At 64.8% G+C, this 26307-nt stretch carries 27 protein-coding genes; 14 read left to right on the top strand and 13 right to left on the bottom strand.

Annotation, left to right across the window (positions count from 1 at the left end):
* Nucleotides 1–110: 110 nt before the first annotated feature.
* Complete coding sequence (locus tag DCM79_RS13810) at nucleotides 111–1145, bottom strand: glutamine synthetase beta-grasp domain-containing protein (RefSeq protein ID WP_257180301.1); 1035 nt, start codon at nucleotides 1143–1145, stop codon at nucleotides 111–113.
* A gap of 540 nt (nucleotides 1146–1685) precedes the next feature.
* Between DCM79_RS13810 and DCM79_RS13815 the strand changes: the two genes are divergently transcribed.
* The 5 genes from DCM79_RS13815 (at nucleotide 1686) to DCM79_RS13835 (ending at nucleotide 4835) form a co-directional block, all read left to right on the top strand.
* Complete coding sequence (locus DCM79_RS13815; protein WP_028136764.1) at nucleotides 1686–1889, top strand: DUF2735 domain-containing protein; 204 nt, start codon at nucleotides 1686–1688, stop codon at nucleotides 1887–1889.
* Between the two features lie 295 nt (nucleotides 1890–2184).
* Entirely contained in the window at nucleotides 2185–2928 is a 744-nt protein-coding gene (locus DCM79_RS13820; protein WP_257180758.1) for a tyrosine-protein phosphatase, read from the top strand.
* 22 nt (nucleotides 2929–2950) lie between these two features.
* A complete protein-coding gene (locus DCM79_RS13825; RefSeq protein ID WP_257180302.1) occupies nucleotides 2951–3631 on the top strand; it encodes an SDR family oxidoreductase in 681 nt (226 codons plus the stop codon).
* A gap of 116 nt (nucleotides 3632–3747) precedes the next feature.
* Entirely contained in the window at nucleotides 3748–4434 is a 687-nt protein-coding gene (locus DCM79_RS13830; RefSeq protein ID WP_257180303.1) for a DUF2161 domain-containing phosphodiesterase, read from the top strand.
* Nucleotides 4435–4529: 95 nt separating this feature from the next.
* Nucleotides 4530–4835, top strand: a complete 306-nt coding sequence (locus DCM79_RS13835) for a hypothetical protein (RefSeq protein ID WP_028136768.1) — start codon at nucleotides 4530–4532, stop codon at nucleotides 4833–4835.
* 79 nt (nucleotides 4836–4914) lie between these two features.
* On the opposite strand, the gene DCM79_RS13840 is transcribed toward DCM79_RS13835, so the two are convergent.
* From DCM79_RS13840 to DCM79_RS13870, 7 genes are all read right to left on the bottom strand, one after another.
* Entirely contained in the window at nucleotides 4915–5520 is a 606-nt protein-coding gene (locus tag DCM79_RS13840) for a GNAT family N-acetyltransferase (protein ID WP_257180305.1), read from the bottom strand.
* Nucleotides 5521–5672: 152 nt separating this feature from the next.
* Complete coding sequence (locus tag DCM79_RS13845; protein ID WP_257180306.1) at nucleotides 5673–6071, bottom strand: PaaI family thioesterase; 399 nt, start codon at nucleotides 6069–6071, stop codon at nucleotides 5673–5675.
* Nucleotides 6072–6347: 276 nt separating this feature from the next.
* Nucleotides 6348–7550: a kynureninase gene (gene kynU / locus DCM79_RS13850; RefSeq protein WP_257180759.1), complete on the bottom strand. Its 1203-nt coding sequence runs from the start codon at nucleotides 7548–7550 to the stop codon at nucleotides 6348–6350.
* 20 nt (nucleotides 7551–7570) lie between these two features.
* Entirely contained in the window at nucleotides 7571–8410 is an 840-nt protein-coding gene (gene kynA, locus DCM79_RS13855) for a tryptophan 2,3-dioxygenase (protein ID WP_257180307.1), read from the bottom strand.
* 36 nt (nucleotides 8411–8446) lie between these two features.
* Nucleotides 8447–9256, bottom strand: a complete 810-nt coding sequence (locus DCM79_RS13860) for an alpha/beta hydrolase (RefSeq protein WP_257180309.1) — start codon at nucleotides 9254–9256, stop codon at nucleotides 8447–8449.
* A gap of 286 nt (nucleotides 9257–9542) precedes the next feature.
* Nucleotides 9543–10820, bottom strand: coding sequence for an ArgE/DapE family deacylase (locus tag DCM79_RS13865; RefSeq protein ID WP_257180310.1), 1278 nt, complete (start codon nucleotides 10818–10820; stop codon nucleotides 9543–9545).
* Nucleotides 10821–10873: 53 nt separating this feature from the next.
* Nucleotides 10874–11599, bottom strand: coding sequence for a pyridoxamine 5'-phosphate oxidase family protein (locus tag DCM79_RS13870; RefSeq protein ID WP_257180312.1), 726 nt, complete (start codon nucleotides 11597–11599; stop codon nucleotides 10874–10876).
* A 75-nt stretch (nucleotides 11600–11674) separates the two neighbouring features.
* Here DCM79_RS13870 and DCM79_RS13875 point away from each other — a divergent pair, with 75 nt between their 5' ends.
* A complete protein-coding gene (locus tag DCM79_RS13875; RefSeq protein ID WP_257180313.1) occupies nucleotides 11675–13162 on the top strand; it encodes a PLP-dependent aminotransferase family protein in 1488 nt (495 codons plus the stop codon).
* Nucleotides 13163–13229: 67 nt separating this feature from the next.
* Nucleotides 13230–13475, top strand: a complete 246-nt coding sequence (locus DCM79_RS13880) for a DUF6719 family protein (protein WP_257180314.1) — start codon at nucleotides 13230–13232, stop codon at nucleotides 13473–13475.
* Here DCM79_RS13880 and DCM79_RS13885 read toward each other — a convergent pair whose 3' ends face one another.
* Both DCM79_RS13885 and DCM79_RS13890 read right to left on the bottom strand, forming a co-directional pair.
* The gene (locus tag DCM79_RS13885) at nucleotides 13476–13841 is read right to left on the bottom strand and encodes a hypothetical protein (RefSeq protein WP_257180315.1); all 366 of its coding nucleotides are present in this window, start codon (nucleotides 13839–13841) and stop codon (nucleotides 13476–13478) included.
* A gap of 34 nt (nucleotides 13842–13875) precedes the next feature.
* Entirely contained in the window at nucleotides 13876–14040 is a 165-nt protein-coding gene (locus DCM79_RS13890; RefSeq protein ID WP_257180316.1) for a hypothetical protein, read from the bottom strand.
* Here DCM79_RS13890 and DCM79_RS13895 point away from each other — a divergent pair.
* Nucleotides 14021–14509: a hypothetical protein gene (locus DCM79_RS13895; protein WP_257180317.1), complete on the top strand. Its 489-nt coding sequence runs from the start codon at nucleotides 14021–14023 to the stop codon at nucleotides 14507–14509. The two genes, DCM79_RS13890 and DCM79_RS13895, sit on opposite strands and share 20 nt — an antisense overlap.
* A 125-nt stretch (nucleotides 14510–14634) precedes the next feature.
* On the opposite strand, the gene DCM79_RS13900 is transcribed toward DCM79_RS13895, so the two are convergent.
* Nucleotides 14635–15183 carry a CreA family protein gene (locus DCM79_RS13900; RefSeq protein WP_257180318.1) on the bottom strand — a complete coding sequence of 183 codons (549 nt, stop codon included), beginning with the start codon at nucleotides 15181–15183 and terminating at the stop codon, nucleotides 14635–14637.
* Nucleotides 15184–15391: 208 nt separating this feature from the next.
* Between DCM79_RS13900 and DCM79_RS13905 the strand changes: the two genes are divergently transcribed.
* The 5 genes from DCM79_RS13905 (at nucleotide 15392) to DCM79_RS13925 (ending at nucleotide 20920) form a co-directional block, all read left to right on the top strand.
* On the top strand, nucleotides 15392–16984 hold the full coding sequence (locus DCM79_RS13905) for a L,D-transpeptidase family protein (protein ID WP_257180319.1): 1593 nt from the start codon (nucleotides 15392–15394) through the stop codon (nucleotides 16982–16984).
* A 92-nt stretch (nucleotides 16985–17076) separates the two neighbouring features.
* Nucleotides 17077–17643, top strand: a complete 567-nt coding sequence (locus DCM79_RS13910) for a glutathione peroxidase (RefSeq protein ID WP_257180320.1) — start codon at nucleotides 17077–17079, stop codon at nucleotides 17641–17643.
* A 166-nt stretch (nucleotides 17644–17809) separates the two neighbouring features.
* Nucleotides 17810–18829: a polysaccharide deacetylase family protein gene (locus DCM79_RS13915; RefSeq protein ID WP_257180321.1), complete on the top strand. Its 1020-nt coding sequence runs from the start codon at nucleotides 17810–17812 to the stop codon at nucleotides 18827–18829.
* Between the two features lie 8 nt (nucleotides 18830–18837).
* Nucleotides 18838–19389: a dihydrofolate reductase gene (locus DCM79_RS13920; protein ID WP_257180322.1), complete on the top strand. Its 552-nt coding sequence runs from the start codon at nucleotides 18838–18840 to the stop codon at nucleotides 19387–19389.
* Nucleotides 19390–19801: 412 nt separating this feature from the next.
* Nucleotides 19802–20920: a helix-turn-helix domain-containing protein gene (locus DCM79_RS13925; RefSeq protein WP_257180323.1), complete on the top strand. Its 1119-nt coding sequence runs from the start codon at nucleotides 19802–19804 to the stop codon at nucleotides 20918–20920.
* A gap of 3 nt (nucleotides 20921–20923) precedes the next feature.
* Here the strand turns inward: DCM79_RS13925 and DCM79_RS13930 are convergent, their stop codons facing one another.
* Both DCM79_RS13930 and DCM79_RS13935 read right to left on the bottom strand, forming a co-directional pair.
* The gene (locus DCM79_RS13930) at nucleotides 20924–21376 is read right to left on the bottom strand and encodes a DoxX family protein (protein ID WP_257180324.1); all 453 of its coding nucleotides are present in this window, start codon (nucleotides 21374–21376) and stop codon (nucleotides 20924–20926) included.
* A gap of 296 nt (nucleotides 21377–21672) precedes the next feature.
* Nucleotides 21673–23982, bottom strand: a complete 2310-nt coding sequence (locus DCM79_RS13935) for an NADP-dependent malic enzyme (RefSeq protein WP_257180325.1) — start codon at nucleotides 23980–23982, stop codon at nucleotides 21673–21675.
* A gap of 246 nt (nucleotides 23983–24228) precedes the next feature.
* Between DCM79_RS13935 and DCM79_RS13940 the strand changes: the two genes are divergently transcribed.
* Nucleotides 24229–26193, top strand: a complete 1965-nt coding sequence (locus tag DCM79_RS13940; RefSeq protein WP_257180327.1) for a hypothetical protein — start codon at nucleotides 24229–24231, stop codon at nucleotides 26191–26193.
* Nucleotides 26194–26307: the final 114 nt, after the last annotated feature.

Here is a 26307-nt window from a genome sequence, read left to right on the forward strand (position 1 = left end):
GGCAGGTCCGAGGACGGCCGTCATCCAAATGCAAAAATCCGCCGGAGCCATGCAGCTCCGGCGGATTGAGACCAACCCGGGCCAGCCCCCCAGCCCGGGCCGGGAGGATCTTAGGCCGCGGCCTTCTTGTCGGTCGGCACGGACGCGATCGTCTTCAGGATCTGCGAAGCGATCTGGTAGGGGTCGCCCTGCGAGTTCGGACGGCGGTCTTCCAGATAGCCCTTATAGCCGTTGTTGACGAAGGAGTGCGGAACACGGATCGAGGCGCCGCGGTCGGCAACGCCGTAGCTGAACTTGTTCCACGGCGCGGTCTCGTGCTTGCCGGTCAGACGCTTGTCGTTGTCCGGGCCGTAGACGGCGATGTGGTCCATCAGGTTCTTGTCGAAGGCGGCCATCAGCGCCTCGAAATACTCCTTGCCACCTACCGTGCGCATGTACTCGGTCGAGAAGTTGGCATGCATGCCCGAGCCGTTCCAGTCGGTGTCGCCGAGCGGCTTGCAGTGGAATTCGATGTCGATGCCGTACTTCTCGGTCAGGCGCAGCATCAGGTAGCGGGCCATCCACATTTCGTCAGCGGCCTTCTTGGAGCCCTTGCCGAAGATCTGGAATTCCCACTGGCCCTTGGCGACTTCCGCGTTGATGCCTTCATGGTTGATGCCGGCAGCCAAGCAGAGGTCGAGATGCTCTTCGACGATCTTGCGGGCGACGTCGCCGACGAACTTGTAGCCGACGCCGGTGTAGTACGGGCCCTGCGGCGCGGGATAGCCGTATTCGGGGAAGCCGAGCGGACGGCCGTCCTTATAGAAGAAGTACTCCTGCTCGAAGCCGAACCAGGCGCCGGAATCGTCGAGAATAGTGGCGCGCTTGTTGGACGGATGCGGGGTCTTGCCGTCCGGCATCATGACTTCGCACATCACCAGCACGCCGTTGGTGCGGGCACCGTCGGGGAACACCGCGACCGGCTTCAGCACGCAATCGGAGCTGTGGCCTTCGGCCTGCATGGTGGAGGAGCCATCGAAGCCCCAGAGCGGAAGCTGCTCGAGCGTCGGGAACGACGCGAATTCCTTGATCTGAGTTTTGCCGCGCAAATTCGGAGTCGGCGTATATCCGTCGAGCCAGATGTACTCGAGCTTGTACTTGGTCATTGAGCCTCTCTGTAGATGATGCGAAAGGTTTGGGGGCCCGGAGGCCCCTGAACGTTTTGTACCCGGCCATCATCGGCCAGCCCTTTACAAGCATTTTGCGTGCCAAAAAGCCGCAGATGCGGGCCGTTTTCCGTCGGTGCCGAGTCTCCTCCCAGCGAGCAGACCGCCCCCGGCGACATGCGTCATAGCCGCGCACCTTCGCGTGAAGCTGCAATGCAAAAACCCTGCGGAAATCGCCCGATTCTGCAGCAGGCGGCGCTTCCCCGGAAGTTGCCGATGAAACGCGCATCAACCGCCGGCAATTTTTGCAAAGTCTTCCGCCCCTCTGCCGCAACCTTTGGAATGGCCGCCGCGTTGGCCGTGGGCAAGCTGCCTTTGGGAATGCAGACCTCCATCTGCCTACAAATTAAGCGGCAACTGATTTCCTTTTCAGCACTTTCCAATCCACGGGACGCGGCCGATATGGGGATTCCGGTAACCACAATCGAACGAGTCGGGCGCACCATGGAGGCCGATGCGCTTCGACCAAGGAGAATCGCAATGATGAACAATGGTCTGAGTCACGGATCGGCAACGATCTACCAATTCCCGGTCGGGGGCCGCGCAGCTCTCGCCGGACGCCGCTATGGCGAGACCCGCCTCCCCGCCGATCATGCCTCGCATCCCGCGAATGTCTCGATCTGCAGCGACAGCTGGTATCACCAGGACGCGGTCGATGACGCCAAGCCGAAATGGGATCGCTGATGCCTGTGCTCGGTTTGAAGCCGCCGCGCTCGCGCAAGCGCCTGACGGCAGTTAAAGAAAAAAGGGTCGAAACAGCAATGTTTTGGCCCTTTTTGATTCCTGGGTGAACCTGCGCCGTTGAACCATGCACAGGCGGTGGCCGGCGACTTCAGAGGCTTGACCGTGGCGCGCCGGACTTGCTCGCAAGAGAAGGGCCTTGTGCCGGCTCATGATCGCCCCCTGTAATGGATTCAAGGACGCCCCTCGCGCGTCCAATGGAACCATAACCGAAGCCGATCCCATGCAAGACTCCTCTCTGAGAGACTCCCCTGCCCGTCACCTAGCCCTGCAAGGCGCCAGCAATTTTCGCGATCTCGGCGGTTATCCGACCGCCGATGGCCGCACCACGCGCTGGCGCCACATCTTCCGCTCCAACCATCTCGGCCAGCTCACCGCCGCCGATGTCGAGATCGTCCGCGCGCTGGGCGTGCGAAGCGCATTCGATTTCCGCGGGCTGGAGGAGCGCACAGCCGGCGTCTGCGTGGTGAAAGAGATCAATGTGCATTCGCTGCCGATCGAGCCGAGTGTCGTGGCTGCGCTGCGCGCCGAGATCGCGAAGGGGACGCTGACCGCGCCGGTGGCACTCGAGCTGATGCGCGAGTCCTATCGCAACTACGTCCGCCACCATACGCACAGCTTTCGCAGCCTGTTCGGCCATCTGCTGGAAGACCGTGCGCCGCTGGTGATTCACTGCACCGCCGGCAAGGACCGTACCGGCTTTGCCAGCGCGCTGATCCTGCATGCGCTCGGCGTGCCCGATGACATCATCGCCGAGGACTACCTCTTGACCAACCGTCACTACAAGCGCGATGCAACGGCCGCCACGGACCTGCCCCAGGACGTCCGCGATGCCATCGGCAGCGTCGAGGCCTCGTATCTCGCTGCGGCCTTCGAGGCCGTCGGCGAAGAATACGGTGATCTCGAAACCTACTTGCGCGATGGACTCAAGCTCGGCGCGGCCGAACGGACCGCACTGAAGGAGCGTTATCTGCAAGCATAGGCCGCTCCACCGGAGAACGATGATGCGAGACAAGGTCCTGATCGTGACAGGCGCGCGCGGAGCGCTCGGCAAGGTCGTCGCCGAAATCGCGCAGTCGCGCGGCGCCCGCGTGGCCTGCATCGACCATGCGCCTTCGCAAGTGCCCGCGACGCCCGACCGCATCGAGATCGGCGGCATCGACCTATCGGACGCGGCCCAGGCGAAGACGGCAGTCGATGCGGCGGCAAAGCACTTCGGCCGGCTCGATGCGCTGATCAACATCGCCGGAGGCTTTGCGTTCGAAACGATCGGCGACGGCGACGTCAAGACCTGGCAGCGCATGTACGCGCTCAATGTCCTGACCGCGCTCAACACCTCGCGCGCGGCGCTGCCGCATCTCGCCGCTTCCGAGGCAGGCCGCATCGTCAACATCGGCGCCATAGGCGCGCTCCAGGCCGGCAGCGGCATGGGCCCGTACGCCGCATCGAAGGCCAGTGTGCACCGGCTCACCGAGGCGCTCGCCAACGAGTGGAAAGGCAAGGTCACGGTCAACGCAGTGCTTCCGTCGATCATCGACACCGCGGCCAATCGCGCCGACATGCCGAAGGCGGACTTTTCCAAATGGGTGACGCCGCAGGAGCTCGCCGAGGTCATCCTGTTCCTCGTCAGCGACGCCGCGAGCGGCGTCACCGGCGCGCTGATCCCGGTGGCCGGGCGGATCTAGGCGCGTGCCTTCCGATCACATCATCCTGCGCGACGGCTTTGATTCAATCGGACCACAGAAGGCTCTAGACTGCCGCAAGTGATTCTCCGATCGAACATCGCCCCCGGAACCTTCCTTTGGAAACCGCGCTTTACCTGCCCGTCAAACGCTTCCTCGAAGAGCTCGGCTTCACCGTGAAGGGCGAGATCGGCGGCTGCGACCTCGTCGGCCTCAGCGCCGGCGATCCGCCGGTCGTGGTGATCGGCGAGCTCAAGCTCGCCTTCAATCTCGAGCTGATCCTCCAGGCGGTCGACCGCGCGCCGGCCGGCGACGAGGTCTGGATCGCGGCGAAGATGTCGGCCCGAGGCAAGGGACGCGAGAGCGATGCGCGCTATCGCAATCTCTGCCGCCGCCTCGGCTTCGGCATGCTCGGTGTCACCGATCGCGGCCAGGTCGAGGTGCTGGTGAAGCCGCCGACGGCAGCGCCGCGCCGCGAACCGAAGCTGCGCTCGCGCCTCGTCACCGAGCATCAGCGCCGCCAGGGCGATCCCGCGCTCGGCGGCAGCACCCGCGCGCCGATCATGACGGCCTATCGGCAGCAGGCGCTGGCCTGCGCTTCCGCGCTCGCCGACGGACCGCGGCGCGTGCGCGAATTGCGCGAGCACTGTCCTGACGCCGGCAAGATCTTGCTTAACAATGTGTATGGCTGGTTCGAACGGGCCGACCGGGGAATCTACGGGCTCACCGAGGCCGGACACGCCGCCCTGAAACGCTGGCCACAGCAGCGGGTTGACGTCGATTCCGCTGTTGCGTCGCCGCCATGACACCCGACCGGTGCATAGCTGAGATGCCACACCAATTTCATATTGCAATGCAACATTGGCGGCACTAGGTATCCCGGCATCGAAACGAGGCCGTTATGAGCGCAGACTGGAATACCAAATATGGCACGCGGCGCGTGCGCCACGATCCGCCTACCCTGGATGAGGCGATCTTCGCCGCCATCGGCATCACCGACGACCAGGGGCAGCAGGCCGAGATCGCCGCAGCCTTGATGGGGATGCCGCTCGACGTCGTGCAGGCCGAGGTGAAGAAGCAAGCGCGCACCAACAGCCGCATCACTGCGACGCGCGTGATCGCCGGCGAACAGGGGGCACAGCGCTCCGTCGTGGTCGAACGCCGCGTCGTCCGCCGTTTCGGCAACGACAAGCGCACCGGCACCTGAGGCGTTCGTTTACGACCTGCGAAATACGGAGCGGACCGGCCCTGCCGGTCCGCTTTTTGATTCAGCCTGCGATTTGAAGTCAGGCCGCGCGATTGTCGTACATGCTGGAGATGATCTTCCAGCAGGTCGAGTTGAGGCTGAGCAGAGCGCGTCCGGCCGCGAAGGGCGAAGCCGCGAGATCGGCAAGCTCTGCCTCGGGCGTCTTGGCAAGATCGATCGTGCCAGTCGATTCGCCCTGGCGGAAAGCCAGGTGCGCGCCGAACTTTCTGGCGAGCGCCCTCATCGCGTGATTGTCGGCGCCGGTCGTGATGCGCAGCTGCTTGTAGCCCTTCCAGCGCGCCTCCGCGATCAGGCGGCGGAACAACGCAGTGCCGACACCTTGGCGCCGCGCCGAAGCTTCGACGCTGAAGGCGACTTCAGGCAAGGCGTCAGCCTCCGGCGGATGCAGTTCGGCCGCACCGCGGACCACACCGTCGACGATATAGGCAACGATCACGGTGCCGTCCTCGGCACAGCGGGCGGCGTAACGCTCGATGAAGCTGTCGTCGAGATAGCCATTGAAACGGTCGTGCCGGCTTGCGGCATCGAGCCTCAGCAAATGATCACGCAGGAGCGGCAATTCTTCCTGCTGGATCAGGGTCCGTACATAGCCCCGAGCAGTGCGGACGGTCTCTTCAAGTACCACGTCAAAACTCCTCTTGGTGACCCTCGAGGAGGCGTTCGAATCCCTAGGTCCCCTATATTGTGCATCGCAGCATCTTTTGCAAGACAGGGACCTGCCTAAGTTAAAGGCACGGGAGACGACTAATTCGTTAATGAAATCAAAGTCCCGTAGTCTTACAGGACCAGCTGGGTCTGGGTCACCACGGCTACCAGTTTGCCGTCCTCTGTCTCCAGGCGGGTGGTCCAAACCTGGGTCCGCCGGCCGCGATGGACCGGGGTCGCGGTGGCAAGGATCGTGGTTCCCTCCTTGGCCCCACCAATGAAATTGGTCTTGCTCTCCAGCGTGGTCGTGCCCTTGGCGTCGTCAGGCAGATTGATCACAGTCGCCGCCGCGCCAACGGAATCGGCCAGCGCCATCACCGCCCCGCCATGGATGGTGTGGTGCAGCGTGCAGAGATCGGGGCGGACCATCATCCGTGCCACCACACGGTCCTTCCCGGCCTCGATGAACTCGACGCCCTTGAGCTCGGCGAACGGCATCTTCATCGCTTTGAGTTTCTCGAGCGGCGTCATCAGATCTTCTCCCAATTCGTTGTTGTCTCAGCGTGAATTGCTTCACGCGGCAAAGCAATGACGTCCGAAGTAATGGCCGCTGGCGCTAAAGCGGCAAATACTCTGGTGTCCCGGACGCGCTGCAACGCCACAAGCGCGTTCACGCGCGTCTTCGACGCGCTATGGCGTTGCTGCGCTGAGCCGGGACCCATCTCGCGACGGTTTCGGTACGGCGTGGGCCGGCTCTGCAGCGCACCGCCAAGAGCGCTGCGCTGCGTCCGGGGCACGAGACCTTACTCACGTCACCGCATTCACGATCTGATATTCCGGCCGCCGCCACAGCTCGCCTGCGATCACCTCCTCGATGATTTCGGTGGCACGGATGATCTCGCCCTCGCCAATGTACAGCGGCGTGATCCCGAACCGCATGATGTCAGGCGCGCGAAAATCGCCGATGACGCCGCGGGCGATCAGCGCCTGCATGGCGGCGTAACCGCCGCCGAAGGCGAAGGAGACCTGCGAGCCGCGGTGGTCATGCGCGCGCGGTGTCACCAGCTTCAGGGACGGACAGCGGCGCTCGACCTCGGCGATCAGCAGGTCGCCGAGCGCCAGCGAGCGTGCACGTACTTCGGCGATATCGACGCGGTCCCAGATGTCGAGCGAGGCCTCCAGCGCCGCCATCGCCAGCACCGGTGGCGTGCCGACGCGCATGCGCTCGACACCGCCGGCGGCTGCATAGGCAAGCTCGAACGCAAACGGCTTGGCGTGCCCCATCCACCCCGACAGCGCGGCGCGCGCGGTGTCGGCGTGCCGCGGCGCGACGTAGAGGAAGGCCGGCGCGCCCGGCCCGGCGTTGAGATATTTGTAGGTGCACCCCGCAGCGAAATCGGCGCCGGTCCCGGCGAGATCGACCGGCAGCGCGCCGGCGGAATGTGCGAGATCCCAGACCGTGACGATGCCGAGCGCATGCGCCTTCGCGGTCAGATCCGCCATATCGTGGCGGCGGCCGGTGCGATAGTCGACCTCGGTGAGGTAGAGCACCGCGATCTCCTCCGACAACGACGCATCGATTTGCTCCGGCGCCACCAGACGCAATTGGTGGCCCCGCCCGAGCGTCGCGATCAGGCCTTCGGCCATGTAGAGGTCGGTCGGGAAATTGCCGGTGTCCGACAGGACGATCTTGCGCGACGGATTCATGTCCAGCGCGGCGGCGAGCGCCTGGTAGACCTTGAGCGACAGCGTGTCGCCGACCATCACCGAGCCGGCTTCCGCACCGATCAGCTGGGCGATGCGATCGCCGAGTTGGCGCGGCTGGACGTACCAGCCCGCGGTGTTCCAGGCGCGGATCAGCTCATTGCCCCACTCCGTCGTGATGACGCGGTTGACCCGTTCGGCAACGCCCGACGGCAGCGCACCGAGCGAATTGCCGTCGAGATAGATCACGCCGTCAGGCAGATGGAACAGAACTTTGGTCTCGTCATAGACGCGATATCTGGTCATAGACATTGCTTTGGGCATTTCTACAGAATGGTGCGGACGCGCCAGAGCTCGGGGAACAGCTCCACCTCCAGCATGCGCTTGAGATAACTGACCCCGCCGGTGCCGCCGGTGCCGCGCTTGAAGCCGATGACGCGCTCGACCGTGGTGACGTGGTTGAAGCGCCAGCGGCGGAAATAGTCCTCGAAATCGACCAGTTTCTCGGCGAGCTCGTAAAGCATCCAATGCGTCTCCGGCGCCTCGTAGACGATACGCCAGGCTTGCAGCACGCCTTCGTTGAAGCTGTGGGTCTCGCGCACATCGCGCGCCAATACCGCGGCGGGCATCTTCAATCCGTTGCGGTCGGCGAGCCTGAGCACCTCGTCATAGAGGCTTGGGGTCGCAAGCTCGGCTTCCAGCAGCTTGGTCGTCTCCGGATCGTGCGCGTGCGGCTTGAGCATGGCGTGGTTGCGGTTGCCGAGCAGGAATTCGATCAGCCGGTACTGGCGCGACTGGAAGCCCGACGATTGTCCGAGCTGCGAGCGGAAGCGCGTGTACTCGCTTGGCGTCATCGTGCGCAGCACGTCCCAGGCGTTGTTGAGCTGCTCGAAGATGCGCGACATCCGCGCCAGCATCTTCATGGCAGGCGACACATCGTCCCTGGCAATGGCGCGGCGTGCGGCACTGAGCTCGTGGATGGCGAGGCGCATCCACAGCTCCGTGGTCTGATGCTGGATGATGAACAGCATCTCGTCATGCGCTTCCGACAGCGGATGTTGCGCACCGAGGATCGCGTCCAGCGCGAGATAGTCGCCGTAGGACATGCGCCGGGCAAAATCGGTCTCGGCGCCTTCGCTGGTGGGATCATAATCGCTGGACGTCATGGGCAGGCCCTTTCGATCGATCTTCCCCGGCCATGTTCAGTCGAGGCCGATCAGGCGCGCGGTGATCGGCGAGGCCGGATCCTTCAGTCCGTCGATCACGGTAAAATGGTTCAGCCCAGGATCCACGACGAGACTGGTCGGCACGTCGAAACCGGTCCAGATATTGGCCATCAGATCGGACTGGCGGATGAATTCGGGCCGTTCGCCGCCACCGACCCAGGCGGTCACGGGCGAATGCCCGCGCGGCAGATGCAGCGCCGCGCTTTCGAGCGTCGCCTCCTCCGAAGTCATGCGCAGCGTGTCATTCATTCTGGTCTTCAGCAATGGCCGCAGGTCATGCAGGCCGCTGATCGAGAGCGTACCACCGATGCGGTTGAAAACGGCCGGCTCCAGCCGGCTGTCGTCGCACAGCATGCGCGTGACGAGGTGGCCGCCGGCGGAATGGCCGGCAAGCCGGATCGGTCCTGCGACGAGCGACGCCGCTTTGGCGATCGCCGCGGTGATTTCGGCAGTGATGTCGGAGATGCGTGCGGCCGGGGTCAGCGTGTAGCTCGGCAGCGCCACGGTCCAGCCGTGATGGCGCGCGCCTTCGGCGAGATCGGTCCAGGTCGACTTGTCGAAGCGCATCCAGTAGCCGCCGTGCACGAAGACGACGAGGCCCTTGCTGTCGGCGTCGGGCAGGACCAGGTCGAGCTTCTGGCGCTCACCGGCGCCATAGGCGATATCAGCGCGAAAATTCTTCAGCCCGGCCCGGTAGGCCGCCGCCCGCTCCGCCCACAGCCCGGGCATCTTGTCCGAGCCGGGGATATGGGCCGAATTGGCGTAAGCATCATCCCAATCGCGCATGGTCACTCCTCGGACTCGGGGCTCTGCGATCAGGCGTCAGTCTGCCACCGGTCAAAGCCGCATCCTAGTGCTTATTTTAAGCTTAAAGGATTTTGGAGGGCTGATGATTGTGCAAGCAAGCGCGTCAACCACGGTGCCGTAGGGTGGGCAAAGCGGCTTGTCCGCCGTAGCTCGAAGAGCGAAGGCGGAAGCGTGCCCACGATTTTTGTCATGTTCGAGACAACTCGTAGGCACGGCGCTAACGCGCCTTTGCCCACCCTACGACAGCTGCGATTTAAGGCGGCGGCTACGCCTTCTCGATTCCGCACCATTCCGCGATGAACAGCGCCATCGCCTTGGTGGTCTTCTTCAGCGAGTCCAGGTCGACGAATTCGTTGAAGCCGTGCATTTCGCCGCCGCTGGCGCCGAAGCAGAGGCTCGGGATGCCCTCGTTGAGGCCGTAGAAGCGGGTGTCGGTGAGCGCGGTGAAGACGAGATCCTCCGGCATGCCGCCATAGACCTTGCCGAACGCCTTGGCGAAGGCAGCTTCGGGGGCGGCGGCGTCGGTCAGCTCATAGCCTTCCGACAGGAAGCCCGACCATTCGATCTCGGGCGGATTGTTGGCGAGGAAGCGGTGGTTGCGCGCCGCGGCCGCGACGCAGGCCATGATCTCCTTCTGGTGATCGGCGATCGACCAGCCCGGCAACACCGCGATCCGGCAATCGACGTCGCACCAGGCCGGCACGCTGGAGGCCCAGTCGCCGCCCTTGATGATGCCGGGGTTGAAGTTGATGGGATGATTGAGCGTCTTGAAGTGCCTGTCGGCCTTGGCGCGCTCATTCCACTCGACCTCAAGCTTCTGCAGCGCCTGGATCAAATGATAGGCCGCCATGATGGCGTTGGCGCCGGAGCCGGCGAAGGCGACATGGGTCGGATGCCCCTTCACGCGCAGGCGAAACCAGATCACGCCGACCTGCGAGCGCACCATCTTGCCGCCGGTCGGCTCCGGAATGAAGCAGGCATCGGCGCGGTAGCCGCGCTGCAGCGTCGAGAGCGCGCCGACACCGGTGCTCTCCTCCTCGATCACGGATTGGAGATGGATCCGCGCCGTCGGCTTGAACCCGGCGGCCTTGATCGCGTCCAGCGCATAGAGGGCGCCGATGGTGCCTGACTTCATGTCGCAGGCGCCGCGGCCGAACATCTTGCCGTCCTTGATGACCGGCGAGAACGGCGGCGTGTCCCACAATTCCAGCGGGCCAGCGGGCACCACGTCGCAATGGCCCTGCAGGATCAGCGATTTGCCGCCGTTCGTTTGCGGACGGTAGGTCCCCACCACCGAACGCGCCTTGGAGAAATCATGCTCGATCGGGCCGAAGCCGCGCAGATCCTTGAGATCGTCGACGTCGATGTGCCAATCGTCGACCTCGTAGCCGCGCTCGCGCAGGAGATCGCCGATCATGTCCTGGCACGGCCCCTCCGCCCCGCGGGTCGAAGGGATCGCGACGAAATCGCGCGTGGTGGCTAGCTGGGCTTCGAAGCCGGCATCGACGGCGTCGAGGATCCTCTGCTGCGTTTCGGCATTCATCAGGCAACTCCAGGCATTCCAATGGTCCCAAGGAGTGCGCAAGCTAGCCGATTTCAGCCGTTCGGGTACTCCACAAAATATGCATCCCGCAATGCATCTTCGAGCAGCCGGCCTTCGGCATAGCCGTCCAGTGTCGCAGGGCGTTTCACGCCGTCGAGCAGGCGCGGACACGGCTCCGGCGCGCCGAGCACCGTTCGAACCGGGATGCGCTCGGCATAGATCGGCAACGCGTAGTCCTCATCGTCGTCGGCAACACCCTTGGCGCGTATCTTGGCCGAGGCTTCCTCGATCTCCATCGCGATGAAGGACGTCGCCTTGACCTCCTGGGCGGTGCTGGCGCGAAGGCTCGCGGTGCGGTCCGGGAAGAAGCGGTCGACCATCGCGATCACCGCGCGCTCCTTCTCCGCGGGATCGGTGACGAGATAGGCGGTGCCGAATGCCATCACCGCGCGGTAGTCGGCGGAATGGTTGAAGCCGCAACGCGCCAGCACGAGGCTGTCGAGATGGGCGACCGTGAGGCACACGCGCTCGCCCTTGGTCTGGTTGCGCAACATCCGGCTGGCGCTCGAACCGTGCCAGTACAGCTTGGTGCCATCGCGCCAGAAGAAGGTCGGGGTGCAATAGGGCTGGCCGTCGATCACGTAGGAGACGTGGCAGAGCATCGAAGAATCCAGAATGCGATGGACCGTTGCGTGATCGTAGAAGCCGCGGTCGTGCCGGCGCTTCACCTGGTTGCGCGCCGATGTCGGATAGGAATTCGAGGTCTCGGTCTGGCTCACGGCCGCTCCTGATCGGATTAGGGGAGATCGGGAAGAGTTGTAGCGGCGCATTTGGTCTGCGATAGTTCCAATTCCATGCGAAAAATTCCGACCAATTCCCGGCCGTCACCGGCCAAGTCTTTGCCGACAAAGACCGAGCTGCCGCTCGACCTTACCGGCCCCCACGTCACGGCCGGGGTCTCCGCCGCGCACCGGCTTTATCAGGCCCTGTGCGAGATGATCGTTTCCGGCCTCGCCAAGCCTGGCGAGCCGCTGCCGCCCTCGCGCACGCTGGCCAGGCAGACGGGCTTCCGGCGCAACGCCATCGTGATCGCCTATGAGCGCCTGATCGCTGACGGCTTTGCCGAGGCCAAAGTCGGCTCCGGGACTTTCGTCGCCGCGCGCATCCCAACGCGCGCGGCCGCGCCGAGCAAGCCGAAGGTCGTGGTCGAAGCGCCGCGACAAGGCGCATTCGCGCTCGGCTGCACCCATATCGACGCGCGTGCCGTGCAGCGCTTCCGCGCTTTCGTCGGCCGGCGCATGCGCGCCTTCGGGTCGGAGCATCTGCATTATGGCGATCCGCGCGGCAGCCGCGAGCTGCGCGTCGCCATCGCCGATCACCTGTTGTCGGCGCGCGGGCTGCGCTGCGATCCCGATCAGATCATGCTGACGTCAGGCACCCTGCATGCGCTGCGCATCGTGCTGAGCGCGATCCTGAAGGGCGGCGACCAGATCTGGTGCGAAGACCCCGGCTATCCCGCTGTGCGAAAGACCTTCACGCATTGCGGCTATCGCGCCGTGCCCGTTCCCGTCGATGAGCACGGCATGCGTATCGCCAAGGGCCGCGCCGCGGCGCCGTCTGCGCGCGCGGCCTACGTCACGCCGTCGCATCAGTTTCCGCTCGGCGTGCAGATGTCGATGCCGCGGCGGCTCGAGCTTCTGGACTGGGCCAGGCAGGCCGGCGCCTTCGTGCTGGAAGACGATTACGACAGCGAGTTTCGCTACGACGGCGCACCGCTGATGTCGCTCGCCGGCATCGACCGTCTCCAGCGCGTCATCTACCTCGGCACCTTCGCCAAGACGCTGTTTCCGGGCCTGCGCATCGGCTATTGCGCCCTGCCCGAACGCCTCATCGCCGACGTGACGGCTGCGCGCGCGGCGCTCGATCGCTTCCCCGGCACGCTGATGGAAGGCGCGGTGGCCGACATGCTCAACTCGGGCGCATTCGCCGCCAACCTCAAGCGGGTGCGAAAGCTCTACCGCGAAGCGCGCGACGTGCTGGCCGAAACGCTGGAAGCGGCTTCCGATGGCGCGCTCTCGGTGCCGGTGCCGTCACAAGGCCTGCATCTGGTCGCCAGGTTCGATCCGTCGGTCGACCCGTCGGTGGCCGCGCGGGCCAAGCAGGCGTGCGACGCGGAAGGCTGGCTGTTGGCCGACACCTATTCGCGCGCGCGGCCTCTGCCCGGCTTCGTGCTGGGATTTTCCGGCCATGCGGTTCCGCAGCTCAAAGCGTCGGCCGAACGGCTCGCGCGCGAATCGCGTGCAGCCCTGCGCGCGGGAACCAGAGCCGCTCGGCGCGCGTGATGAAGGTTCACTATGAGAATCGCCGGCTAGTCCCTACATTGCCGCATCGTCTCCGAGACCCTTCGCCATGCTGCTACGACGGACGACCTGCCTCTCGTTCCTGATCTCCATCGTGCTTGCCGCGACGGCGCATGCCGGCTCGGTTGGACGCGAGCAGGACATCGTCGATCTCAAGCTGGGTCAGCGCGTGCAGGTGGATGACGGAACCTGTCCTGCCGGACAGGTCAAGGAAGTGCGTGGAGCGAGGATGACCGACAAGGGCGTCGCGCGCACCAGCACCTGCGTGCCGCGATACGGTCCGAAGATGAAATAGCTACGGCTTCGCCGGATCGAACATGCACTGCAAGGTCGGCTTGGCGATCTTGGTGAAGGTCGGGCCGATCTCGCTTTGCTTGGAAGCCGGCACCCAGTCGGTCTCGATGGTAGGCACGCCGGTTTCGCTGATGCCGCGTAGCAGCGCTTCGCGCAGATCGCGGTCCTCGACGGCCGCCGCGGCGTGATCGTGCAGGCAGCCGCAGACTTCCTCGGGATGCGCCCAGCGCCCGAGCATCCGCGGCGCGCATTGGCGCACGAACTCAGTGCGGGGATCCGGTAATCTGGAGGGCGCCCGCACCTGCGCCTCGGCGGCGCTGATCGTCAGAATGGACACGAAAGCAGCGGCGCAAAATCGAACGAGCATGACGGCCTATACCGGCTGATTTTCTTATTGTCGATCAGAAGCGCGCGGCAACCCTGATCGGCTGCGACGTCGCAACGGTCACCGGCGAGCCGCTGTACTGGAAGGTGCCGATACCCGGGAGATTGCCATCCGGCGCGCCTGCGAACGAGGAGCCGGCAACCACGAGAGCGAAAGCAAGGATGAAGCTGAGCGCGCGCATGGTGTCGTCTCCGAATTCCGTGGCCGGCGGTGCGCCGTTCGTCGTTGTGGAGTTGATAACCATGGGCGGTTTCGCGCGTGATGCGCCAAAAGCGCAAAATGGTTTCATTTTGCCTGAGAATTGTTTCGTCGGCTCCGTGGCGACGACACAATTCTCGAAAACAGCCAATCATTTCAGACAGGTCGCACCGGAGCTCAAAGCGGCCTGCCAGGTTCCGCATCCGGCGCATGAGCGCGCGCTGCGCAGCCGTCGTCACGGTCCAGCCTTGCGCGCTTCACACGCATTTTACGTTTTGCTGCTGAAGAGGAGAGACCAACGAAGGCTGGGCCGTCGAACCGAGCGCGCATCGGCTGCGACCCAAGCCATCGAAACCGAGACGCCGGGAATCACCGGGCGCGTTCAGCTGAGGGATGGCCATCATGATGAGGCAAGATCGCGCAACGCCGCGCGAGGCGGAGCAACGGACTGACGGCGGAAGTCAACGGCCCAGCCGCGTCGCCTCGGCCGGCGCGATGTCGCTGCAGTCCGGCCGCGGCTTCGAGGCCGCGCCGCAAGCCTTCGTGCGGCTGACCGGCTCGCATCTCGCCAAGCGCGTCAGTCCGTGAAGAACTCGCCGCACTTCTGAACGTTTGCGTCCGCCGGTCCCCACGGCATGATCGGCACCGTCGAGGTCGAATTCTTCGGCGAGCCCTCGATGATCCTGTCCGAATAGACCATGTAGACCAGCACGTTGCGCTTGGTGTCGCAGCCGCGCACGATCTGCATCTTTTTAAAGAACAGCGAGCGGCGCCGGCGGAACATGTCGTCGCCCTGCTCCATCTTGTTCTTGAACTTGATCGGGCCGACCTGGCGGCAGGCCAGCGAGATATCCGAGACCTCCTCGGCAAGGCCCAGCCAGCCCTTGAAGCCGCCCTTCTCCGGCACCGTGAAATGACAGGCGACGCCCTCGACCTCGGGATCGTCGAGACCATAGGTCGCGAGCTTGTCGTTCGGGCTCATCCATTTGAACACGGTGGAGCGGCGGAAGATCAGATCGGGCTCGTCGGCAGCTTGGACGGGCACTGCCGGCACAGCCAGGACCAGGAGCAATAAGACGAGGCCTTTCAAGCGGATGCCGGCAAGACCAGGGAAACGAGATGACATGAAGTTCTCCGCTAACAAGTCCCCGCAATGTAGGAACGCGTCAGCCTGAGAGGAAGACGACGCGCAGCCAGAGCTGGCCGCCGTTTACCGCTCTGTGAGGCTTTTTTGTTACGTCTTGAACAAAAGTAGCCGACGGCAGAACCACCCTGCTGGTGAACGCGTATCCCCTTTGCGAGACTAACGTCTGATTTGGATTATGGATTCGAGGATGAACAGCGTGATCGGGTCGGGTTTTTCGGCCAAGCCGGCGCGGCTTTGGCAGCTCGCCATCTTGACGGCGGCGGGTGTGATCGGCGCGACCAGCCAGGCAGACGCAGCATTTTACTATTGGACGGATTATTCCGACGGATCCTATTACCCCCGTCAGAGCCGGCCTCCCGAGCTTCCGCGCCAGAAGCCGCAGAAGCGCGGCGCGACCGACAAGAAACAGATTGGCGAGAAGGAAGCAGGCACCAAGCCTCAAGGACCGCTGGTCATCGTCGTCTCGATCGACCGGCAGAAGGTCACGGTCTACGACACAAATGGCGTGTTCGCGGAATCTCCGGTGTCGACGGGCATGAAGGGCCACTCGACGCCGATGGGCGTGTTCAGCGTCATCCAGAAGCACAAGTTCCACCGTTCCAACCTCTATAGCGGCGCGCCGATGCCGTACATGCAGCGGATCACCTGGTCCGGCGTCGCCATGCATGCCGGCGTATTGCCGGGCTATCCGGCTTCGCATGGCTGCATCCGCATGCCGATGTCGTTCGCGATGAAGATGTGGAATTGGACCAGAATGGGCGCGCGTGTCATCGTCGCGCCCGGCGAGATGACGCCGCAGAACTTCTCCCATTCCCTGCTCGCCTCCGTGCGCGTGCCGCCGCAGCCCACTGTCAGCATCGAGCCGCAGACCAATGTCAGCGACAAGGCCGACAAGGGCGCGGCGCCAACCAAGGCCGCCGAAGCCAAGCCGACCGAAACCAAGCCGACCGAAACTAAGACCGCCAGCGTCGATGCCGCGCTCCAGCTGCGCGCCTCCGTGGGCCACACCGTGATGTCGGATGCGACCACGGGCAATGCGTCGGTCCACGGAGATGCCGCCGCCGCGGCCGACGAGGTCAGGACGGCCGAAGCATCCGATGCGGCCAGGCCTCGATCGGACGAAGCCGCCAAGCCCGCGAATGAGGACAAGCCCGCCGATCAGGCCGAGCCGGCCAAATCTGAAGCGGCTAAGCCGAACGCCGCGAAGGCGCCCGATGCACCGGCACCTTCGGCCGCCGTCTCGCCCGACGCCAGGAAGGACGAGAGCCGCGTTGCCGAACCGGCGCCGGCTGCGAAGCCGGAAACCCCCAAGCGAGCCGGCCAGATCGCCGTCTTCATCAGCCGCAAGGATTCCAAGCTCTACGTGCGGCAGAATTTTGCGCCGCTGTTCGATGTCCCGGTCACGATCGCCACCAGCGACCGTCCGCTCGGCACGCATGTCTTCACCGCCGAGCTCGACAAGACCGATTCCAATACGCTGCGTTGGTCGGTGGTGTCGCTGCCCATGTCCGCCCGTGCCGCGGCACGCGAGGACGACAGCCGCCTCGCGCGCCGCAAGGTGGGCGCTGCCGTGATCCCCGTCGCCGCCAAGCCCGTCGCCAAGCCCGTGGTGACACCCGACAGCCCGGCCCAGGCCCTCGACCGCATCTCGATCCCCGCCGACACCATGGCGAAGATCAACGAGATGCTGACGTCGGGCGGCTCCATCATCATCTCCGACCAGGGCATCAACCAGGGCGAGACCGGCGAAGGCACCGACTTCATCGTTCGCCTGTACTAGCCTGTCTCACGGCGTCCGATAACGCGGTGTTGACGAGGCGGGGCGCTGCCGCGGAGTAACATGCGGCCCGGATCATTTCGGGGGATGCCGTCATGCTGAACCGCAGGACCATGCTCACCGTCGCGCTGGGCGTGCTCGCGCCGGCGACGCGTGTGTTTGCCGATGGCGGCATGAGCCGCATCTCGGCCTATGCCTTTTCTTTCCCCGCCTTGTCCGGCGACGACATCCGCCTCGCCGCTTTCACCGGTAAGCCGCTGCTGGTCGTCAACACCGCCTCGCTCTGTGGCTACACCCCACAATATGCCGGCCTGCAGGAGCTCTGGAACGAGTTTCGCGAACGCGGCTTCACCGTGATCGGCGTGCCCTCCAACGATTTCGGCGGTCAGGAGCCGGGCGGCACCAGCGAGATCGCGGCGACCGCGCACCACCAATATGGCGTGACCTTTCCGATCACGGCCAAGGCTGCGGTGGTCGGTGCCAAGGCGCATCCGTTCTATAAATGGGCCGCTGAGGCGAGGCCTCGCGAAGTTCCGCGCTGGAACTTCCACAAATACCTGATCGGCCGCGACGGCTATATCGCCGAGGTGTTTCCCTCGGCGGTCGAGCCGGCCGACACGCGGATCAAGACGGCCGTTGCCAAGGCGCTGGCCGCCGGTTGACGCGAGCCGCACCCAATCGGGTTGGGCACAATCGTGGCGAGGTGCCAAACAGCCGTTGCAATGGCGATGGCCTACCATCTAGGCTAGGTTTGGTTTGGGGCAGGATGGTTTTGCCGGTGGCGAAAAGCCGCGGCGGAACAACGGGATCAATCTCAAGGACAACATTATGCGCGTGGCGGCAGGACTGATTTTGGCAAGCGCGATATCTCTGGCCATGACCGGCGCGGCGTGGTCGCAGACCCCGGCAAAGCCCGCAGCCGCGGCGCAAGCCGCACCGCCGGCCACGCCGACTGCTGCGGCTGCTGCCGCTCCGCCCGCAGCTCCCGCGGCAGGCGCCGCGCCGGCCGGCTTCGTCAATCCACCGCCGCCCAAGCAGGCACCGCAGCCGGCGCGCGCGGCCTGTACCACGCCAGGCGCGCTCGGTGTTGCCCGCACCGTCGAGATCGACACCACGGGCGGTCCGGGCTTCGGCTTCGAGCACTTCAAGGAGCTCGACTTCCTGCGCGACAAGGAGGTGGTGCTGACCTTCGACGACGGTCCATGGCCGCGCAATACGCCCGCGGTGCTGAAGGCGCTGGCCGATGAATGCACCACCGGCATCTTCTTCATCATCGGCAAGCACGCGACCTACGAGCCGGAGATCCTCAAGCAGGTCTACGCCGCCGGCCACACCGTCGGTGCCCACACCTGGTCGCACGCCAATCTCAACAACAAGAAGCTCAACGAAGCGCAGCGCAAGGACGAGATCGAGAAGGGCTTTGCAGCGGTGAAGTGGGCGCTCGGCGGCATCTCGCCCGCACCGTTCTTCCGCTTCCCGGCGCTACAGCATCCGCCCGAGATGGTCACCTATCTCGGCAACCGCAATGTCGCGAGCTTCTCCTGCGACATCGACTCGTTCGACTTCAAGGCCTCCAAGCCCGAGAAGATCGTCGACACCGTGATGAAGAAGCTCGACACCAAGGGCAAGGGCATCATCCTGATGCACGACTTCCAGAAGCACACTGCAGAGGCCCTGCCCGAGCTGCTCAAGCGGCTGAAGGCCGGCGGCTACAAGGTGGTGGCGATGCGCGCCAAGTTCCCGGCCTCGACGCTGCCGGAATACGACCAGGAGCTGATCAAGGACCTCAAGCTGCCAACGGTGAGCCAGCGCCCGGTCAATTCCGTGGTGACGACCGTTTCCGAATAGAAGGGCCATTGTCTTTCCGGATCGAAGGCTACGTCATCGTCTCGGCGGACGGCATGCTTGCCGACGCCGGTCGCGTCATGCCCGACAGCCTGAAGTTCGAGGGCGACAAGCTGTTTTTCGAGCAGGCGCTCGATCGCGCCGCGCTGATCGTGCATGGCCGCAACTCGCATGAGCAGCAGCCGAACTCGCCGCATCGCAAGCGGCTGATCCTGACCCGCAAGATCAGGGCGCTCACCGTCGATCCGGAACTGCCGAACGCGACGCTGTGGAATCCGGAACATGCGAGCTTCGAGGAGGCCTGCGCCTTTGCCGACATCGCCGCCGGCATTGTCGCCGTGATCGGCGGCCCCGTCGTGTTCGACCTGTTCATGGACCGCTACGACACGTTCTGGCTGTCCGAAGCCCCGCATGTGCGCCTGCCCGGCGGCGAAGGCTGCTTCGTCGGCGTACCCCAGCGGACGCCGCACGAGGTGCTGGCTTCGCACGGACTGAAGCCGGGCGCGCCGTATTTGCTCGACGCGGCGCACGAGGTGACCGTGACGCCGTGGCGGCCGGGCTAGCCCGCATCAAAATCGGGAAAACAACCCCATGCACAGCACCGGCATCATGACACCTTTACGTATCTCGTCCATATCATGCCGAAATTGGTCCCGCCGCCGGCCAGCGCAAAGCCGGCTAGCAAATCTGCCGAGAACCCATAATCGGCCCCGACGGCGGTGATGGCGCTATAGCCAACCTCTGTGGCGCTGCGTCAATACGGGCCGACCATTCCGAAACACCGCATCAATAGACTGAGACAAAAGCGCAAGACTGGACGGCTTCGGCTCGCGGCTGCCGCCGCGCAGGCGGCAGGGCTTCCACGCAAACGAACCCTTTCCCTTCGCCGGATATCAACCTCCAGCCGGGCATGATTGTCCCGGCGCTGCGGCTCCCCCCTCCTTCACTGACGATCAAAACGCGACCATCACCACCATGAGCGACGACGCTATTACGACGACGGGGTCGACTGACGCCTCCGGACTGGCCGCTGATGCAGCGCCGATTTCAGCCTTGCTCCCGGCATTCGGCTTCCGCGCCGATCAGATGGAGGCCAGTGCCAACGTCGTGGCGTGGCGGGAGGCCGTCGCAACGCTATTCGACGTCGACGAGCTCGCCGCCGACGAACCGGGTCCGTTCCGCGCCGACATCAGCTCCTACGCGATGGGACCGGTGCTGATCGGATTGAGCCGGGCCAGCGGCCAGCGCTTTCGTCGCACCGCCGAGACGATCGCGCGCAGCGGCGTCGACCACATCATCCTCCAGCTCTATCTCAAGGGCGGCTTTGACGGCATCGCAGGCGAACGTCCGATCCGTGTGTGCGCCGGCGACATCTGCCTGTTCGACCTGGCGCAGACGCTGGAGACCAAGGCGACGGCCTTCGAGAATGTCACGCTGGTGGTTCCACGCCCGATGTTCGGCACGCATCTGCTGCGGGTCGACGATTTGCATGGTCTCGTCCTGCCGGGCAGCAGCGTCGTCGCGAGGCTGCTTGCGGGGCATCTCACCGCGCTGTTCGAATTTGCCCCGCGCATGAGCCTCGACGAATGCCAATCGGTGGTCGAGGGCACAGTCTCGCTGCTGGCGGCGTGCCTGCGCAACGAGCTCGAGCGCGGCGATCCCGACACCGACCATGCCGTCACGGCGGGTCCGTCCGTGATGCGGATTCGCCAATATATCGAAGCCGGCCTTGCCAGCGACGAGCTGTCGGCCGGGTCGATCGCGGCGCACTTCGGACTGTCGCGGGCTTCGCTGTACCGGCTGTTCGCGCCGGTCGGCGGCATCGCCGACTACATCCGCAGCCGGCGGCTGCACCGCGCCTTCTTCGACCTCGCCAGTTCAGATGCGAGAACCCTACGGATCAGCGAAGTCGCGCGGCGCTGGCAGCTCGGCACCGACGCGCATTTCACACGCTCTTTCAAGGCGGCCTATGGCATCACGCCACGCGCCGCGCGCGAGGCCGCCTTGCTCGGTGTGCAGCGGAGCACGGACGGAACCTGCAACGCGACGATTTCGCAGTGGATGCGCGAGATCGCGCCTCCACGTGCAGATTGATCGCTACACGTCGCCGTAGGCCGCCTCGGCCGGACGCGTTGTGCGGCCGTAGCCCATCAGCATGAACAATGCGCCGATAATCGAGAGGTTCTTCAGCGCGTCGACCACCACTTTCGCATTGTCGGGCGCCGCCTGGTTCCAGAAGTCATAGAACAGCACGGTCGAAACCGCGACGTAGACGATCATCAGCAGCGCGAAGAACCTGGCGCCGAAATTCAGCGCGATCATCAGGCCTGCGACGATCTCGAGCCCGCCGATCGCGATCGCCAGCAGCTGCGGCGTGGTCATGGCGGTGGCGGTCTCGATCTGGCTGGCATAGGGCGCGACGACGTCGGGCACCACGACCTTGGTGGCGATGAAGTCAGCCGTCGCCTGGATGGCAAAGAGCTTGGTCGCGCCCGTGTAGATGAACAGAACGGCGAACAGAATTCGCCCGAAAGTCACGAACGCTGGCATGATCGGCCTCTTGGCAAGCTCAAAGCGCGGGAATGCTCGGCAGGATTATGAAGAGTCGTGCGCCGGTTTACAAACGGGGAAATGGAGAACTGAAAGGAATTCAAAACATGTCACACGCGCGGTGCACCTTCTCCCCTTGTGGGAGAAGGTGGCGCGAAGCGCCGGATGAGGGGCATCTGTCCGCAAGCGCAATTCAGAGAAGGACTCGCGGACAGACACCCCTCACCCGTCTCGCCGCTCCGCGGCGAGCCACCCTCTCCCGCAAGGGGAGAGGGGAAGAGCAGCGCGCTCCGCAGTTACGTAAACAACGTCGGCTGCTGCCTTGCGGCGCGCTCCTGCGCTTCCACCACGGCCACGGCTGTCATGTTGAGGATGCCGCGCGCGGTCACCGACGGCGTGAGGATGTGTGCGGGGCGCGCCGGGCCGACCAGGATCGGGCCGACGGGCAGCGCGTCTGCCAGCGACTTGATCATCTGATAGGCGACGTTGGCGGTGTCCAGCGTCGGCATGATCAGGATGTTGGCCTCGCCCTCCAGCTTGGAATGCGGCAGCACCATTTTTCGCGCGGCAACGGATAGCGCGGTGTCGCCCTGCATCTCGCCGTCGGCCTCGATCTCGGGATGCTTGTCCTTCAACAGCTGGGTCGCCAACCGCATCTTGCGCGAGGAATCGGTATCGTAGCTGCCGAAATCCGAATGCGAGACGAAGGCGATCTTCGGCTTGATGTTGAAGCGTTGGACGTGGACCGCGGCGAGCGATGCGATCTCGGCCAGCTCCTCCGCGCTCGGATTGGGCCGGACTTGCGTGTCGGCGATGAAGAAGGCGCCCTTAGTCGTGATCAGCAGCGCCAGCGCCGCGTAGTCGCTGATGCCGGGACAGAAGCCGACGATCTCGCGAACATGGCGCAAATGGCTCATATAGCGGCCCTCGACACCGCACAGCATGGCGTCCGCCTCGCCGCGCGTGACGGCGAGCGCGGCGATCACCGTGTTGTTGGTGCGCACCACGGTGCGGGCCGCATCCGGCGTCACGCCGCGGCGGCCGGCGACCTCGACATAGGACTGCACGTAGGAGCGGTAGCGCGGATCGTCCTCGGGATTGACGAGGTCGAAATCCTTGCCGGCGCGGATCGAGAGGCCGAAGCGCTTGATGCGCGCCTCCACCACCGAGGGACGGCCGACCAGGATCGGCCGCGCCAGGTTCTCCTCCAGCACCACCTGCGTGGCGCGCAGCACGCGCTCGTCCTCGCCTTCGGCGTAGATCACGCGCACCGGCTGGGTCTTGGCCTTGGCGAACATCGGCTTCATGACGAGGCCGGAGCGGAACGCGAAGCGCATGAGCTGCGCGGCATATTCGTCGAAATTGGTGATGGGACGCGTCGCGACACCCGATTCCATCGCCGCCTTCGCAACCGCCGGCGCCACCCGCAGGATCAGCCGCGGATCGAACGGGCTCGGGATCAGCGAGCCCGGACCGAAACCGCCCATTTCGTTGGTCTCGACCCCCAACGCCACCGCATCCGAGGGCGCCTCGCGTGCGAGCTGTGCGATGGCCTCGACCGCGGCGTGCTTCATCTCCTCGTTGATCGCGGTGGCGCCGACGTCGAGCGCGCCGCGGAAGATGAAGGGAAAGCAGAGAACGTTGTTGACCTGGTTCGGATAATCCGAGCGCCCGGTGCAGATCATGGCGTCGGGCCGCGCCTTCCGCGCCTCCTCCGGCATGATCTCCGGGGTGGGATTGGCGAGCGCCATGATCAACGGCTTGTCCGCCATCGCCTTGGCCATTTCCGGCTTGAGCACGCCCGGTGCCGAGAGACCGATGAAGATGTCAGCGCCGCCGATGACGTCGCCGAGCGTGCGCTTGTCGGTCTTCTGCGCATAGACTGCCTTCCAGCGGTCCATCGACGTATTGCGGCCCTCGTGCACGAGCCCGTCGATGTCGCAGACCCAGATATTCTTGCGCTGCGCGCCCATCGACACCAGGAGATTGAGCGTCGCGAGCGCCGCGGCCCCCGCCCCGGACGCGACGATCTTGACGTCGGACAGCTTCTTGCCGTTCAGCCTGAGGCCGTTGGTGATGGCAGCGGCGACGATGATGGCGGTGCCGTGCTGGTCGTCATGGAAGACCGGGATCTTCATGCGCTCCTTCAAGCGCGTCTCGATCTCGAAGCACTCGGGTCCCCGGATGTCCTCCAGATTGATGCCGCCGAAGGTCGGCTCGAGCGCCGCCACGGTCTCGACCACGCGGTCGATGGTGTCGGCGGCAATCTCGATATCGAACACGTCGATGCCGGCGAACTTCTTGAACAGGACCGCCTTGCCTTCCATGACGGGCTTGGAGGCCAGCGGCCCGATATTGCCGAGGCCGAGCACGGCGGTACCGTTCGAGACCACGGCAACCAGATTGGCGCGGGTGGTCAGGCTGGCGGCCTCGGCCGGATTCTTGGCGATCTCGGTGCAGGCCGCGGCGACGCCCGGCGAATAGGCCAGCGCGAGGTCGCGCTGGTTGGCAAGCGGCTTGGTCGCCTGGATCTCGAGCTTGCCGGGGCGCGGCAGACGATGGTAGGCGAGCGCCGCCTGGTGGAGATCATCAGAATAGGACGACATGCGTTGTCTCGCCTCGCGTTACCGGCCTCAAAATGTATGATCCGGGGCCGCCATCCAAGCGGACCGGATCTCCGGGTCATGGACACGGGATGAAGCACGCCGGGTGCCCCGGTGGCAACATCCGATTGCCCGACCATCAACAAGGCGCGCGCTCAAATATTTGAAAACCAAAGCTTTCCCTGGACCGCGCGCTGTTTCCCGAATATGGCAGGTTGCGCGGCGCAAAAGAGCAACTGGAGCCACGGTATGAAGCGAGTCCTGATCGGCCTGATCGTGGCAGCCGCGCTCGGCGCGGGCGGGTGGTTCGGCTTCAATCTCTACGTCCAGCACCGGGCGACCAGCGAGGTCGAGGCGGCCTTCGAGCGGCTTCGCGCTGGCGGCAGCAAAGCCAGCCACGGCAAGATCACGTTCGCGCTGGCGACCCGAACGCTGACGATCGAGGACATCAATGTCGAGCCTGCGCAGCCGCAGGTCGCCACCTTCAAGATCGCCAAGATCACGGCCGTCGGTGTGCGCCAGCCGGACGAGGCCCGTTTCTCGGCCGACAGCATCGAGGCGTCAGGGGTCGAGGTCGGCTTCACATCCACCGAGCGGATGACCGTGAAGGCGAACTACAAGATCCCCCAGATCAGCGCGCGAGATTTTTCCGGCTCGACCCGCGCAGACGGCACGCCGCTGTCCGGCTCGATCATCGACATGTACCGCTTCATCCTCGCGCAATACGCGACCATCTCGGCGTCGGAGATCGCGGTGCCGACCCTCGCGGTCAACGTCGATGCGGGCAGGAATGCCGGCAGCGGTGATTATGTCTATTCAGGTCTATCGGTCCAGAACGTCAACCGGGGCAAGATCGAAACGGCGAAGATGGACCGCGTCACCTATGCGATCGACCTGGCCCAGCCGGGCAAGTCCGCGAAGATGACCGGCGAATTGTCCGGTCTGGCGATCTACGATTTCGACGCAACCGCTGTGAGAGCCGCGCTCGATCAGCAAGGATCGAACGACGACAATTTTCACAGGATCTATCGGCGCATCTCGGTCAACTCCTATGTCGTGACGGCGGCGCCCGGCATGCGCATGCAGGTGGACGGCTTCACTTTCGACGACATTGCCATCCGGCCCTCGAAATTCCGGCCGGCCGAAATCATCGCGCTGGTGCCGGCTGACGGCGCGATCCCGACGCCGGCGCAATCGCGCGACATGATCGCGAGAGTGGCTGACTTCTTCGAAGGCTTTCAGATCGGCAAGGTCGAAATCGGCAAGCAGACGGTCGAGATGCCGCAAGGAACGTGGCGGCTCAGCGCCGTCAAATACGATCCGGACAAGGTCGCGCTGGAAGGCCTCGACATGCCGCTGCCGCAGGGGCAGCTCAAGATCGAGCGCTTCGCGCTGAAGTCCTTCAGCGCGGCGAATCTGATGCGCTGGGCGGCGAGCCTCCAAACGTCCGGGCAGGCGCCCTCGCCGGATCAAATGCTCGGCCTGTTCCGCGTGCTCGAAGGTGCCGAGGTCAAGGGGGTGGTGTCGCCTTACAAGAATACGGGGCAGCTCTTCACCATCGACACGATCAGCCTGAATTGGGGCCAGCTGGTCGGGTCGATCCCGAGCCGGGCCAATCTGGTCGTCAAGATGGTCACGCCGACAGATCCGGCCAATCCGGCGCTGCAGCCGCTGATCATGGCGGGCGTGGACAAGCTCGCGATCGACCTCGATCTCGGCGCGGCCTGGACCGAATCGTCGGGCGCATTTGCGCTTGCGCCCGCCACCATCGATCTCGGCAATCTCGCCAAGGCACAGGCCCGCCTCGCGCTCGCCAACGTGCCGCGCGGCCTGTTCACCACCGACCCGGTGCAGGCGATGGGCCAGGCGGCGCAGGTCGAGACCGGTGCGTTCGAGCTCTCGCTGCGCGACAGCGGCGTGGTCGATCTGGTCGTGGCGCAGTTCGCGCGCATGCAGAATGTCAGCCGCGACACCGCGCGCAGCGCCATCGTCGAGATGATCCGCGCGCAGGGCGAGAAGATCGCGGGATCCAGCGTCGACGCCCGGGGCGTGGTGGATGCGCTCGCCGGCTTCGTCGAGACGTCAGGACAGACGCTGAGCCTCAAGCTCGCGCCCCGCGCCAAGGTGCCGCTGATGCAATTGATGCAGCTGATCCAGACCGCCCCGGACAGCGCGCTAGCGCAGTTCAGGATCGAGGCATCGACGGGGTTGTAGGACGAACAGTCTCGTGTCCCGGACGCGCTGCGGCACGTAGTGACGCTGCGCAGAGCCGGGACCCACAAGGCAACACGCGACTTCGCCAAGACTGGGCCCCGGCACTGCAGCGCA

The sequence above is a fragment of the Bradyrhizobium sp. WBOS07 genome (assembly GCF_024585165.1).
In the GTDB taxonomy this organism is placed as follows: domain Bacteria; phylum Pseudomonadota; class Alphaproteobacteria; order Rhizobiales; family Xanthobacteraceae; genus Bradyrhizobium; species Bradyrhizobium japonicum_B.